General features: G+C 68.1%; 10 protein-coding genes. 4 read left to right on the top strand and 6 right to left on the bottom strand.

Features of this window, described 5'->3' with window-relative positions; genetic code table 11:
* Positions 1-12: 12 nt before the first annotated feature.
* From ASG20_RS17300 to ASG20_RS17275, 6 genes are all read right to left on the bottom strand, one after another.
* Positions 13-2136, bottom strand: a complete 2124-nt coding sequence (locus ASG20_RS17300) for a TonB-dependent receptor (protein ID WP_082471039.1) — start codon at positions 2134-2136, stop codon at positions 13-15.
* Between the two features lie 310 nt (positions 2137-2446).
* Positions 2447-3034 (bottom strand): TetR/AcrR family transcriptional regulator, encoded by a 588-nt coding sequence (locus ASG20_RS17295; RefSeq protein WP_162237259.1) that lies wholly within the window; start codon positions 3032-3034, stop codon positions 2447-2449.
* 100 nt (positions 3035-3134) lie between these two features.
* Entirely contained in the window at positions 3135-4406 is a 1272-nt protein-coding gene (locus ASG20_RS17290; protein ID WP_056055748.1) for a D-arabinono-1,4-lactone oxidase, read from the bottom strand.
* Positions 4403-5569, bottom strand: a complete 1167-nt coding sequence (locus ASG20_RS17285) for an MFS transporter (RefSeq protein ID WP_056055745.1) — start codon at positions 5567-5569, stop codon at positions 4403-4405. The genes ASG20_RS17290 and ASG20_RS17285 overlap by 4 nt, the downstream gene beginning before the upstream one ends.
* The gene (locus tag ASG20_RS17280; RefSeq protein WP_082471063.1) at positions 5566-7839 is read right to left on the bottom strand and encodes a TonB-dependent receptor; all 2274 of its coding nucleotides are present in this window, start codon (positions 7837-7839) and stop codon (positions 5566-5568) included. The genes ASG20_RS17285 and ASG20_RS17280 overlap by 4 nt, the downstream gene beginning before the upstream one ends.
* A gap of 70 nt (positions 7840-7909) precedes the next feature.
* The gene (locus ASG20_RS17275) at positions 7910-9145 is read right to left on the bottom strand and encodes an amino acid deaminase/aldolase (protein ID WP_082471038.1); all 1236 of its coding nucleotides are present in this window, start codon (positions 9143-9145) and stop codon (positions 7910-7912) included.
* Positions 9146-9310: 165 nt separating this feature from the next.
* Here ASG20_RS17275 and ASG20_RS17270 point away from each other — a divergent pair, with 165 nt between their 5' ends.
* The 4 genes from ASG20_RS17270 (at position 9311) to ASG20_RS17255 (ending at position 13985) form a co-directional block, all read left to right on the top strand.
* A complete protein-coding gene (locus ASG20_RS17270) occupies positions 9311-10735 on the top strand; it encodes a coniferyl aldehyde dehydrogenase (RefSeq protein WP_056055739.1) in 1425 nt (474 codons plus the stop codon).
* A complete protein-coding gene (locus tag ASG20_RS17265) occupies positions 10732-11505 on the top strand; it encodes an SDR family NAD(P)-dependent oxidoreductase (RefSeq protein WP_056055737.1) in 774 nt (257 codons plus the stop codon). Before ASG20_RS17270 ends, ASG20_RS17265 begins: the two co-directional genes overlap by 4 nt.
* A 114-nt stretch (positions 11506-11619) precedes the next feature.
* Positions 11620-12711: an AraC family transcriptional regulator gene (locus tag ASG20_RS17260; protein ID WP_056055735.1), complete on the top strand. Its 1092-nt coding sequence runs from the start codon at positions 11620-11622 to the stop codon at positions 12709-12711.
* A gap of 122 nt (positions 12712-12833) precedes the next feature.
* The gene (locus ASG20_RS17255; RefSeq protein ID WP_082471037.1) at positions 12834-13985 is read left to right on the top strand and encodes an efflux RND transporter periplasmic adaptor subunit; all 1152 of its coding nucleotides are present in this window, start codon (positions 12834-12836) and stop codon (positions 13983-13985) included.
* Positions 13986-13988 lie beyond the last annotated feature (3 nt).

The raw sequence follows: 13988 nt of genomic DNA, 5'->3' as shown, positions 1-13988 counted from the left end.
CCTGGCCAGCCATCAAAGCCGTGCCGCCAGCGAGAACAAGACCGATCGAGGCGCGCCGGGAGAAATCCACAGCGCACTGTAACTGCTCTGCGCGTACGTCTGGTCGAGGATGTTGTCGACCTCGACGCGAGCGGTCAGCCTTTTGGTCAGCGGATACGCGATGCTGGCCTTGGCCTTCACATAGCTCGGCAGTCGCAGGTTGCCGCCATCGAGCGCCGCGGCACGCGCGCCGACATAGGTCCCGCCCGCACTCAGAGCGAGGTCGCGGGCCGCGAGAGGAACCGTCGCGAACAATTGCAGCGTGCCGGCGTGACGCGGCACGTTGAGCACGTCGGCGCTGGGGAATGCGGGATCGCGGGCCGCAGCGTCCGTGAAGGCATAGTTGCCGATCAGCCGCACGCGTGGCGCCAGATCGACTTCGCCATCGAGTTCGACGCCGCGCGACCTGATCCGTCCGACCGTCGCGAGGAAGTTCACGTCGGCCGGATCGGTCGCGAGGATGTTGCGCTTGGAGACATCGAACCAGCTGGCCCCAACCCGAAGCGATGCCAGGACGAGCTTGGCGCCGACTTCGTAGCCACGGCCGGTTTCGGGCGCGAACGCGTTGCCCAGTCGTCCGACGCTCGAATTAGCGCGCGAGCCCTCGCCCCAGTTCGCGTGGAAGGCGAACCGGGGGTCGGGACGGTAGCGAATGCCGGCGCGAAACTCGATCGGATCACGCTCCAGACGGCTCAGCTGCCTGGACAGTCGATTGTCGATGCGCTGGTCGAGGTGCTCGTAGCGCAGGCCCCCGACCACGCTGAGCGAGTCGGTCAGGTCCCACATATCCTGGCCGTAGACGGCGACGGCTTTCCGGCGTTCGTTGGTCGCGGTGAACGGCGTCAGCGGCCCGGCGACGCCCCCGTAGACCGGGTCGAAGACGTCGATCGGATAAGGTTGGGAAGCGGTCGGCCGGAACCGCGTCTGGAAGGTGTCGAAGTCGAGATCGTAGAGTGTCACGCCCATGCTCGGTCGATGCGTGCCGAAGGCCGTGACGGTGCCACGGATTTCCGCCCGCCCCGACCAGTCGGTCAGGTTCCAGTCGCGGAGGCGGCGTTGACGACGAACCGTTCCATCCGCCAGCAGCGTCGACGCTTCGCTGGAGAAGCCCCGGATGCGGGCGTCGCGATAGGCCGTGCCGCCGACGAAGGTCCAGCTCCCGCCCAGGCTTTGCTCCAGCGTCAGTTCGTGTCGCCAGTTGCTGGAGGATACGCGCCCGTCGCCGGGTTCTCCGAGAAAGCGATCGCGCGGGACTGCCTCGCTATTTCCGTTGATCGCCGGGATGCCGCGGTCGAACGGCGCGCGGAACTGAATATATTCGCCCTGGTACGTCAGCGTGGTGCCGTCCATCGGCCGCCAGCTTACCGATGGTGCGAACAGGCGCCGCCTGAGATCGACATGGTCGCGAAAGCCGTCGCTGTTCTCGATCGCGCCGACCAGGCGGATCGCGAACGTCGAGGACAGCGCCGATTCGACATCGCCTTCGAGCCGATAGGTGCCGAACGAGCCCCCGCTCGCCGTCACATCGCCGCCGTTACGAAATCGCGGCTTCTTGGTGACCACGTTGATCACACCCGCCGGATCGACCGATCCGAACACCGCACCCACCGGCCCCTTGAGCACCTCGATCCGTTCGACGTTGGCGGGGTCCCGCGGCGGCCCGAAGCCACGATTGGCGAGGAAGCCGTCGACGAAATACTCGGCCCCCGTGTCCGGCGTGCCGAGGAAACCGCGGATCGCGTAATTGTCGCGCAGGCCGCCGAGATTGTTCTGCTGCGAGATACCGCTGACCAGCTCCAGCGCATCGGCCAGGCGGCGTACGCCGTAGTCGTCCAGAATACTGCGATCGAGCGCGATGCTGGCCTGCGACATCCGTTCGGTCACGATGTCGGATCCACTGGTGCGATCGAGGCGACGCTGGCCGAGCACGACGATGTCGTCCACCGTTGGATCACGCCGCTGCCCCGCGTCCTGCGCAAACGCCGGCGTCCCCGAACAGGCCATCGCGCAGAGCGCGACACGCGCGACGCGGCTCCGGCGTGACGAGCGCGTTCGCTCCGAATACCGCGTGACGTTAGACACTGCCCTGACCACCATTGTTCCAATCTCATGCAGAAACGTAAAGCTCTCAGGCTTTCGCGTTACGATACATCGTCTCATAGACGGCAGTCGGAGTGGTGCAAGATGAAACTATGGTGACACGATCATGAAGAATGATGCAGGCGGTGCGCGGGCGCCGGTGTACCGCGGTTGGCGGGCTTTGCGCTGTCCGAGACAGGAGCGCAAACGACCGGCCCGACTTCGCCTGCTCGACGACATCGCCATTTCACGCGGCGCCTCTCGCAGGGCGGCGCGACCAACCTTGATCCCGCACGCGCCATCTGCGGCAAACTGGTCGTTTGCAGTCCTAGTTCAGCTCGCGATTGGCTTCGAGGACAGCGATCACCATCGTCTTGAATTGCGCGACGATCCGGTCGGTCAGCGGCGGTTCGAGCGCGATCGCCAGCCGTATCGCATGGCCGGCGAGCTCGGTGATGAGCAACGCCGCCGACAGGATTTTGTCGCGGTCGGACGACGACAACAGGATCATCATCGGTGCGACCATGAAGTCGGCGGTCGCGCGCGTGTCGATCACGTCGAGGCGGCGCAGTTCGAGATCGGCTTGTGCGCCGGCCCACACCGCGATCGCTTCGGGATGGCTGCGATAATGGCTGACATACGCGTCGATGATCCGGTCGACCGCCTGTGCGATCGTCGGACGGCCGCCATGATCCTCGAGCAGCGCATGCACCTCGGTCCGCAGCAGCGCGCCGACCTTGTCGAGGTTGCGCAGCACCAGCGCGCGCAGGATCGCCGGCTTCGACGGAAAATATTGATAGAGCGAGCCGATCGAGATCTCGGCGCGGCGCGCGACTTCGCGCATCGCGAGGTCCTCGGGGTTCTCGGTGACGAGCAGGTCCTGCGCCGCGACGAGGATCGCCTCGCGGCGGCGCATGCTGCGCTCCTGCATGGGTAGGCGGCGGGGTTCGACCATAACGCCGTCGCTCTGGCTCACCCCGTTGCCAAACGCAAACCGGTGGTGGTCGTTCGCCCGCTCACCCGCCGATCGCGAACAGCTGGTCGAAGAAGCGATTGACGAGCTTGCCCTCCGGATCGGCGTCGCGACGCACGGTCAGGAAGTCGGACAGCCGGGGATACAGCGCATGCGCCGCCCTGGAATCGAGCGTGTGGCGCTTCGCCCAATGCGGACGACCGCCGGCCTCGCGCAGGATCGTCTCGAGCGCCGCGAACGCCTTCTGCCACGGCATGCCGGCATATTGATGCACCGAGATCGACAGGCACGGCCCGGCATGGAACGGGCTCAGCCAGATATCGTCCGCGGCGACGGTGCGGACCTCGAACGGGAAGGCGAGCGGCAGCCGCGCCTGGCGGACGTAGCGGATAGCCTCGCGCAGCGTCGCCAGCCCTTCGGCACGCGGCACCTCGTATTCCATCTCCTCGAAACGCACCGTCCGCTCCTGTGCGAAAATCCGATAGGCCGGGCCGACACGCCGTTTGGGTCCCCCGATCGCCTGCATCATCCCGCGCTGCAGCTTGGGGATCAGCCCCGGTACGCGGCGTGAGATGTTGCACGCCAGGCGGAAAGCCCCCTCGTTGACGTCGTTGGCATGGCGATAGGGACCTTCGGGTTCGACCGGATGCAGCCGCTTGAGGATCACGTAGTCGGCGTAAGGAAAGACCCAGAACTCCATATGCCGCGACGCCGCGGTCAGTTCGTCGAACCGGTCGAGCACCGTGTCGAGCGGCCAGCGTTCGACGCGTTCCTCGAGATGATAGGCGGGCAGCACCGCGAGCCGCATCGCGACCACGACCCCGAGCAGCCCGAGACCAAGGCGCTGCGCCTGGAACAGCGCGGGCTCGGTCTGCGCGTTGCAGGTGACGAGCGTGCCGTCGGCGCGCATCAGGCGGACGCCGGTCACCTGCGTCGAGATGCTGCCGAGCGTCTCGCCGGTCCCGTGCGTGCCGGTGCCGGCGGCGCCCGCGAGCGACTGCGGGTTGACGTCGCCCTGGTTGTAGAGCGACAGCCCCTCCGCCCACAACGCGTCGGTCAGTCGTGCAAGGCTCCAGCCCGCGGGGGCCCAGACCGACCGGCGATCCGCGGCGACCTCGATCCCGCCTTCGAGATCGGCAAGCGACAGCAGCGTACCCTCGGTTTGGCACAGCGGCATGAAGGAATGCCCGGCCCCGACCATCCGCACCTGCCGCGCACCCGTGACGACCTCGGCCAGTTCGTCGAGCCCGCGCGGACGCGCGATCGTGGCGGGCCGCGCGACGACGCTGCCCGACCAGTTGGTCCACTCGGTCATGATCGGTCTTTCGATTGCACGGCAAACGCAGGGGACCCCACGCGCCGGAGTAGGGGAAGCAGCAGCACGATGCCGCCGGTGACGATGAGCAGCCCGGTGCCAAGCGTGAGGCAGCCACGGACGTCGCCATCGCTGACGCTCAGCGCCGCGACGCTCGGACCGGTCGCGCACCCCAGCAGCAGGGCCGCCGACCCGAGCATCGCGGCACGGTGGGTCGGGTCGACATCGATCAGCAGCCGGGTGAAATACGGGCTCGCGAACGCCCAGAGCATCCCGAAGCCGATCGCGGTCGCCAGGAACGCAGTCTGACCGGGCAACGTCGCGAATATCGCCGCCGCGACGATCAACGCCGCGGTCGCGCCGATCAGCACAAACCGGCACGGCCAGCGCTGGACCGTGGCCGCGCCCAGGACCCCGCCCGCGACCTGTCCGGCAAGCGCGAGTACCACCGCGAGGCCACCGGTGCCGGACGAGAGTCCGGCCTGATGCGCGAGCGGCTCGATATAGATCCAGATGCCGAGAATGCCGGCGAAGAAGCAGAACGCGGCCGCGAGCGCGAGCCATCCCCGGATATCGGGCAGTCCCATGCCGAGGTTTGCCGCGAACGGCGCCAGCCGCACCGGCGTCCCCATCGCGACGATCGCGACCGGCAGGCCGAGCGCGGCGATCGCGAAGAACCCCGTCGCCGCGCCGTGATGCTGCGCGACCAGGCCGCTGATCAGCGCGGCGCAGGCCAGCTGCGCGACCGTCTGGATCGTCAGATACATCCCGGCCTGGCGCGCGGGCTGCGCCGATCGGACGATCATCGCGGTGACGATGCCGACCAGCATGCCGCTGGGCGCACCGGCTAGCGCGCGCAGCAGGATGACCGTGCCGCCGGTCGCGCTGGCGGTCGCGACGTCGAGCACGATGATCGCCACCACGCTGGCCAGCGCGAGCATGCGCGGCGCGACGCGTTCGGTCAGGAACCCCGCCGCCCCCGCCGCGAGCCCCATCGTCACCAGCTCGGCCGTGGCGGCGAGCCCGAGCTGCGCCGCGGTCAGATGCCCCTCCGCGACCAGTGTGCCGAGCAGCAACGGTGCAAGGCCCGCCATCAGGACGCCGTACACGCCGACGACGAACGCGGCGACATAGGCCGAGCGGGCCGTATCCGGCGCGATCATCGATAGTTCGCCCGCAACGACAGACCAAAGGTCCGCGGCCGTCCGACGACGACCGCATCGAAGCCGAGCGCGGGCAGCGGCGTGATGTCCGAGATGACCGGTACGTCGAAGACGTTGCGGACCCACAGCGCGACCTCGTAACGATCCTTGGCGAATTGCCAGCCGATCCGCCCGTCGACGAAGGCGCGCGCGCGATCGGTGAGCCGTGCGTCGTTGGACGTGTCGAAGAACACCTTCCTGCGATAGGAGACATCCGCGCGCGCGACGATCGCCCCGGTCGCGATCGGTTTGCGATACTCCGCGCTCCCCTGCACGCTGACCTTGGGCGCCGAGGGCAGCCGGTTGCCCGAATAGTCGGCCCCCTGCGAGATGAAGTCGCGATAGGTCGCGCTGAGCAGCGAGGTCGACGCAGTGAGGTTGAGGCCATCGACCGGTCGCGCGGTCAGTTCGAGTTCGGCACCGTAGATCCGCGCGGCCGAGGCGTTGGTGAAGAGCTGCGTGGTGATCAGCCCCTGGACCACCGACGTGTAGACCTGCAGATCCTGGTAGTCGTAATAGAAGGCCGACACGTTGAGCCCCAACCGTCGGTCGAGCCACTGCGTCTTGGCCCCGACTTCATAGGCGTCGACCGTCTCGTCCTTGTAGGGCCCGATCAGCGAGGGGTCCTGCGCGAACCCGCTGAAGAAGCCGCCGCTCTTGGTGCCGCGATTATAGCTCGCATAGATATTGGCGGCGTCGCTGAAGCGATATTGCAGCCCGGCGCGCCCCGACCATGACCCGAACGTCTTGGCATCGGCATAGGTGAACAGCGGGATCGTTCCGCCGGCCGCCTCGGCGCGATAGTCGAAACGCTTGCGATCGGCGGAATAGCGCAGCCCGCCGGTCAGCGTCAGCCGCGGCGTGAGATCGAAATCGAGCTGCCCGAAACCGGCATAGCTGTTCGTCACCTGCCGCGACGGCCACGCGAAGTCGCCGATCCCCGCGACGAGATCGACCCCGCTCGGATTGTCGGGCGTCGGCGCGCGCAATACCGGCAGCACGTCGAGCGACGACGCGTTGCGGATCAGGTCGTGTGCGTAATACACGCCGGCGACATAGCGCAGCCGGTCGTGGCCGTTGGACTGCACGCGAAGCTCTTGGCTGACCGTGTCCTGCCGGGTAATGTAGGAGGCGGCGACGACCGGTACCGGGCTGGCGTCGGTATCCTCCTGGTCGTTCCGGCTGGCATGCTGGAATCCGGTCACTGCGATCAGGCTGACCGGCCCGAGATCGATCGACAGCGTGTTGCCGGTGCCGAACAGGCTGACCCGGTCGCGCCCTTCGAACCGATAGGCGCCCTCGTACAGATTGCGGCTGGTGTTGGCGTAACCCAGGATGTTGGTGCACTGGCCCGAGGTGTAGAAGGCGGGCGTGCACAAGCCGTCGGCGCCGGTCGCCGCTGCGGTCTGCGGGATCAGCGTGCGCGCATACGCCTGGAGCGATCCACCGGTCGAACGGCTGGCATTGACGGTGAGATCGTCGGTCACCGTGCTCGACGGCGTCAAATGGACACTGCCGCGCACGGCCCAGCGGTCGACGTTGTTGCCGCGGTTTCCGGTCAACGTGTTCCGCATGTACCCGTCGTCGCGTTGATAGAGCCCGGCGATGCGGACCGCCGCCAGGTCGGTCGCGACCGGCGCGCTGATCCCGCCCTGCAGCGTCACCGCGTTGAACCGGCCGTAATCGAGCGACAGGTCGGCTTCGGGCGTGTTGCCCGGCTGGCGCGTGGTGACGTTGATCGCGCCGCCGGTAGTGTTGCGGCCGTACAGCGTTCCCTGCGGGCCGCGCAGTACCTCGACCTGGCCGAGATCGAAGAACGCGTCGCGCTGCGCCAGCGTCGAGGCGACATAGACGCCGTTGACGTAGATGCCGACCGCGCTCGCCGTCGCCGGGTTGAAGTCGTTGAGGCCGATGCCGCGGATGAAGATGCGCGGGTTGGCGCCATTGTCCGCCGAGCGGATCTGGAGACCGGGAACGCGGCCCGACAGGTCGAGCACGTCGGCGATGCGGCGTTCGCGCAGGTCGTCGCCGGTGATCGCGGTGACCGCGATCGGCACGTCCTGGAGGCGTTCGGCGCGGCGCTGTGCCGTCACGACGATATCACCGTCCCCGGGCGCGGAGGCGGGTGCGGGCGCGGAAGGCTGATCGGCCGCGGCCTGCTGCGCGTGCGCCTCGGCCGATAGGGCAAGCGCGACGAGGACCACACTATGGTGCAAGATAGACCGTTTCATCGTCATCCCCTTTTTTTGCGTTGGCGTCGGTCCTCGCGGGTCCGGTCGACGGCCCGCCTGTCGTTGCAGGTCAGAAGAAGCATTGCCCGTCGCCGCGATACGTCGCGACGCGGTCGACAATGTCGTGGCCGCGAATGAGCAGCAGCGTGTCGAACCGCTCGCACAGCTCACCCGCCTTGGCGTGACGGAAGAAGACGGGCGCACCGAGCGGCAGCGCGTCGGCAGTGCCGAGCCGCACCGGCGTCTGCACCTCGCCGCCACCCTCGTTGTCGATCAGCGTGGCACCGGTCGGCAGCCACGGCTTGGGAAGACGGTCGGGGCCAATCGGACCGGACGCGGGATAGCCGCCGCCCGCACAGGTCACGATCCCGGGTGCCGGGCGCCGCGTCACCGGCAGCGCGAAGCCCGCCGCGGGCTCGCCCAGCGTGACCGCATAATGATCGAAGAGCCCCGGCAGATAAAAGCCTGACCCCGCCGCCAGCTCGGTGACGCTCGGATCGCGCGCGGTGCTTTCGAAGCTGCCGGTGCCGCCGCCATTGACGAACCGCAGGCTATGCCCCGCAGCCGTCAATGCCGCGACGATCGCGCCGCGCCGCCGATGCACGTCGCGGATCGAGCGCGCCTTGAGCGTCCGGATGATGCGGTTGCGCACCCGCTGGCCGGGCACCGCGTCGTTGAGCCCGGCGATCTGGCCCTCATAACCCATAACGCCGTCGAGCCGCAGATGGCGTCGCCGTGCGATGGCGTCGGCCAGCGCGAGCGCCGCCTTCGCGGTCGCGACCGGCGACCGATAGACGCCGAAGCGCAGACCGGGGAAACTGGTCGAGGCATCCATGTCGATCGCCACCGCGAGCGAGGTTCCCGCCGCCGCCGCACAGCGATCGATGACGTCGAGCTGCGCGACATCGTCGACCATCAGCGTGATCGACGCGCCGCCCTGCACCGCCGCCGCGACGCGCGCGATCTCGCTCGGCTCGACCGTCGGATAGGCGACGACGAGATCATCGAACCCCTGCGATGCCAGCCAGACCGCCTCCGCCGGCGAAAAGCACAACAATCCTTGCAGATAGGGAAACCGGTCGAGCAGATAGCGAAGCACGCCCACCGACCGGATCGACTTGGTGACGAGCCGGACCGGCATGCCGCGCGCCCGCACGCCCAGACGGTCGCCATTGCGGTCGAGCGCGTCGAGATCGACGAACGCTGCGGGCAGACGCACCGTGCCCAGCGCATCCACATAGCGCCGATAGGGATCGGACGTCGGCGTACCAGCCGTTGCCGGCGCGAACCTGTCGCGGTCGTCCATAGCAATCCTCTCCCTCGTGTCATCGACCTCTTTGCCGAGTCGATGTGATCATCCTATCAACCTTAATATAGATAGCTACACCTAAATATGATCATCGCTCTTGTTAGCTAACAGCGTTCGCCATACGATCGAAGGAAGTCGCCGAGACGCCATGAAAGGATTGCCATGACCCCCGAAGTGCAGGCGTTGCGCACCGCGTTCGATCGCCAACATCGCGCCTCCCGCGACGACATCGCGGCGAGTGCGTCGATCCGTCAGGCGCTGCTCGATTCGCTGCACGGGCTGCTCATCGAGGGACGCGCCGCATTGGTGGAGGCGATCTCCGACGATTTCGGCGGGCGGTCGAGGACCGAAACCGACATCCTCGAGATCGTGCCGCTGATCACCGCGATCGGCCACAGCCGCGCGCGCCTGAAGACATGGATGCGCGACTCGCCGCGCCGCGTCGACCTCAGCCTGCAACCGGGCACCGCGTGGGTCCGCTACGAGCCGCTCGGCGTCATCGGCGTGATCGCGCCCTGGAACTATCCGTTGTTCCTGACGCTGGGACCGGCGATCGATGCGCTGGCGGCGGGCAACCGCGTGATCGTCAAGCCGTCCGAAGCCTCCCCGGCGTTCGCCGCCCTGCTGGCCCGATTGGTGGCGGACCGGTTCGACGCCGATCGCCTGACCGTCGTGCAGGGCGGCGTCGCGGTGTCGCAGGCCTTGTCGGGACTGCCGCTCGATCACCTCGTCTTCACCGGATCAACCGAAGTCGGGCGCCATATCCTGCGTGCCGCCGCCGATCATCTGACGCCGGTGACGCTGGAGCTTGGCGGCAAGTCCCCGGCAATCGTCGCCCCCGATTTCGCAATCGACCGCGCCGCCAGGTCGATCGCCTTCGGTCGCTATCTCAACGCCGGCCAGACCTGCGTCGCACCCGATTACGCGCTGGTGCCGGCCGCCTCGGCGCGCCGGTTCGCGGACGGCGTGCTGTCCGCTGCCGTGCACCGCTACCAGACGATCGAGCGCAACGGCGACTACAGCAACATCATCGACGCGCGGCACCACCAGCGGCTGACCGACGCGATCGAGGAGGCTCGGCACGGTGGTGCGGAGATCCTCACCCACCCGGCACCGGCACCGACCGGACATCGTATCGCGCCGACCGTGGTGCTCGGCGCGCCCGACGACTGCACGCTGATGCGTGAGGAGATCTTCGGCCCGGTCCTGCCGGTGAAACCCTATGACACGCTCGACGCGGCGCTGGCCTTCGTCCGCGCACGTCCGCGACCGCTCGCGCTCTACTGCTTTGCGGATGGCGCGGCGATGCAGCGCAGGATCCTCGATGGCGCGACCTCGGGCGGCGTGACGATCAACGGCACGCTGCTCCATGTTGCGCAGCACAGCCTGCCGTTCGGCGGCATCGGCGCAAGCGGCATGGGCGCCTATCACGGCCGCGACGGCTTTCTCCGGTTCAGCCATGCGCGCGCGGTGCACAAGGCCGGGCCGATCAACATGTTCGAACGGATCGGCCCGCCTTGGGGCACGGCTGCGCGGCTGACGATGCGGCTGGTGGCCGGGCTGAAGCCGCTCGGCGACGGCCGGTGATCTTCGCAGGCAAGGTCGTGCTGATCGTCGGCGCGTCGAGCGGCATGGGCCGCGGTGTCGCGCGACGGCTAGCCGCGGAAGGCGCAACGATCGTCGCGACCGCGCGACGGGCCGGCGAACTGAAAAGCCTCGCAGCCGAGATCGCGCTCGACCGCGGTGTCTGCATGATCCACCCCGCCGACGCACTGCGCGAAGACGAAGCCGCCGCGGTCGTCGAGGCGACGATCGCACGGTTCGGTCGCATCGACCTGCTGCTGATGAACGTCGGCGGCGCTCCCGATCTCGACCTGCGGACGATCGGCGTCGGCGCGGTCAAAGACTATATGCGCAGCAATTACGACGTCTGCGTCAACTACCTCTTCCCGGTGCTTCACCAAATGATGCGCCAAGGTTCCGGCATGGTCGCGCATACCAATTCGCTGGCCGGCCTGATGGGCGTGCCGCTGCAAGGGCCGTATTCTGCCGCCAAAGGCGCGATGCGGCTGCTGATGGACACGTGCCGCGTCGAATTCGCCGATCACGGCATCCGATTCGTCAGCATCTACCCCGGCTTCGTCGCCACGGCGCGAACGCAGGCGCATGCCATGCCTTCGCCGTTCGAAATCTCTGAGCAACGCGGCGTCGCGCATATCGTCCGCGCGCTCCGCACCGAACGAAGCGACTATCGCTTTCCGGCTGCGATAAGCTGGCTTGTCCGCGTCGCCACTGTCCTTCCCCAGCCGATCGTGACGATGCTGCTTCGTTGGCGCCTTCGCGCGGCACGGACATGACCCGCAGTCCGGATTTGCGACATGTCGCCTGCCTGCCCCGGTGGCGACCCCGCCCGCGCACGTCTCCGTCCGCAAACGGCCGCAAACGGTAGGACTGGACATACCGGCGACGGCATGGTTGTCGCCGCTGATGGCCAGCATGACCCGGTATCGTCGACGGTGATTCCTCAGCTCGATCTCCTGTTTCGCGGCGGTGCGATCGGCTTGCTGATGCTGGCGGCGGTGGTGTTCGCGCGCTCGCCGGCGTCGTTGCCGAGCCGGTTCGGCTTGGCGCTGACGCTGTGTACGGTGGTCGGCACCCTGGCGGGGTTGCCGCATGCACCGACCGCATTCGATCCGCTGCTCGATCTGAGTTCGAGCGCCGCGATTCCCCTGTTCTGGCTGTTCGCGCGCGCCTGGTTCGACGATGCGTTCAGGCCCAAGCCGATCGATATGGCGCTGGCGGCGGCGTTCCTGGGCTGCACGCTGTACGTCAGCCTGCAGGGGCGCGGACTGGCCGCGCCGATCCGTGGGCTCGATATCGCAGTCTATCTGGGGGGAATGGCATTTGCGATCCACGCGCAGTGGCTCGCATGGCGGAATCGGCAGGGCGATCTGGTCGAGGCGCGGCGACGAGCGCGAACGATCTTCGTGGTGTCGATCGGGCTCATCATCCTGTGGCTGCTGGGCAGCGAGATCGTCGGTCGCGCGACCGGCGAACTGGCCGTTTCCGGAATGACCGCCGCCGCCGGGCTGTTCATGGGCACGTTCGTGATCAGCGCGCTGCTGTTCGGATTGCGCCACCCCGAGGTTTTCCTGAGCGCGGATGCCGCCCCGGTGGTCGGCGAGGTCCAAGTGGTCGCGGCGCCCGAACCGCTCGACGTCGGTCTCGGCCAGAGCCTGGCGGCGATGATGACGCAGGACCGCGCCTACCGCGATCCCGACCTGACGATCGGGATGATCGCCGCGCGCGTCGAGACGCCCGAATACCGCGTGCGGCGGCACATCAATGGCGGGCTCGGCTATCGCAACGTCAGCGACTACCTCAACGAACACCGGATCGCCGAAGTCCGCAGCGCGCTCGCCGACCCCTCGCAGAAGGACGTGCCGATCCTGACGATCGCGATGGATGCGGGGTTCGGCAGCCTCGTGATGTTCAACCGGGTGTTCAAGGACCGTCTCGGCGAAACCCCCAGCGCGTTTCGACGGCGGCACCTGGACGGCTAGCGAAGCCGGTTCTCAAGCGTCAGAACCGGTCGTTTTCAAAATTGACTGGTCGGTTTCGAGGATCGGCAGGCCAGGATCGCCTCGGAGCGGCAGGGCGACCGCGTTCATAACGGGACGCGACGATGCCGATGATTTCCACTGCCCCGACCGGGCTGCCGAGCAAGCTGCCGACCAGGCTAATTACTGCCGGTCTTACCCTCCTCGCCTGCGCCGGCTGTTCCTCCGAGCCGGTCGTATCGCCCAGATCCGACGCCACGCTGGTCGACGTGGTCACCATCCATCACGCGGGCGGACAGACCGCGACGTTCGACGGCGTCCTGCGCCCGCGCCGCGAAATCCCGCTCGGGTTCAAGACCGGTGGCCGCGTCCTCGCGCTGACCGTCCAGGTCGGCGATCACGTCCGCGCCGGGCAGGTCCTCGCCCGCCTTTCGCACGCCGAGGCGATCGCCGATACCGGACAGGCGCGTGCCGACCTCGCCGCCGCCAACGCCGAGGCGATCCGCGCGAGCGACGCGGCACGACGTGCCACCGGCCTCGACGGGATCGGCGCGCTGTCAGCCGCCGAAGTTCGCGACCGCGCGCTGGCGGCCAGCGCCGCTGCGGCGAAGCGCGACGCCGCGCGCGCGGCGTTCGACCACAGCCGAGCGACGCTCGCCGATGCCGTGCTGATCGCCCCAGAAGACGGCGTCGTGACCGAACGCGCGGTCGAATCGGGTACCGTCGTCGATGCCGGCACCACCGTCGTCAGGCTGGCCGCGGGCGGTCCCGAAATCGAGGTGCGCCTGCCCGAGCGCGTGCAGGTTGCCAGCGGGACGATGGCGGATGCGAGCTTCTGGTCCGCCCCCGACACGATCGCAGAGGCGCGGCTGAGACTGGTCGGACCGGCGGCAGACGGAGCGCTGCGGTTGCGGACTGCGCGGTTCAGCGTGCTCGGCGACGTCTCGCAGATCCCGTTCAACAGCTCGGCGACGCTCACACTGCGGATGCCCGATCCGAAGGCGACGATCCGCGTGCCGCTGACCGCGCTCGGCGCACGGGGCAACCAGCCGCACGTCTGGTCGCTGTCGAGCGGCGGCGACAGGGGCGGCGGCGGGGCCGGCAACGGCGGCGGCGACCGTGTCCACCGCCAGCCGGTACATCTGGTCGAACTGCGCGGCGACGACGCGATCGTCTCGGGCCTGTCCGATGGCCAGCAGATCGTCGCAAGCGGTGGCGACACGCTGTCGGAAGGGCAGCGCGTCGTCATGGCCGGCCTCGTCGCGGGCGGCAACTGAGCG

The sequence above is a fragment of the Sphingomonas sp. Leaf198 genome, assembly GCF_001424005.1.
Classification (GTDB): domain Bacteria; phylum Pseudomonadota; class Alphaproteobacteria; order Sphingomonadales; family Sphingomonadaceae; genus Sphingomonas.
The sequence above is the reverse complement of the archived record's forward strand: the minus strand, read 5'-3'. Positions and strand labels throughout refer to the sequence as shown.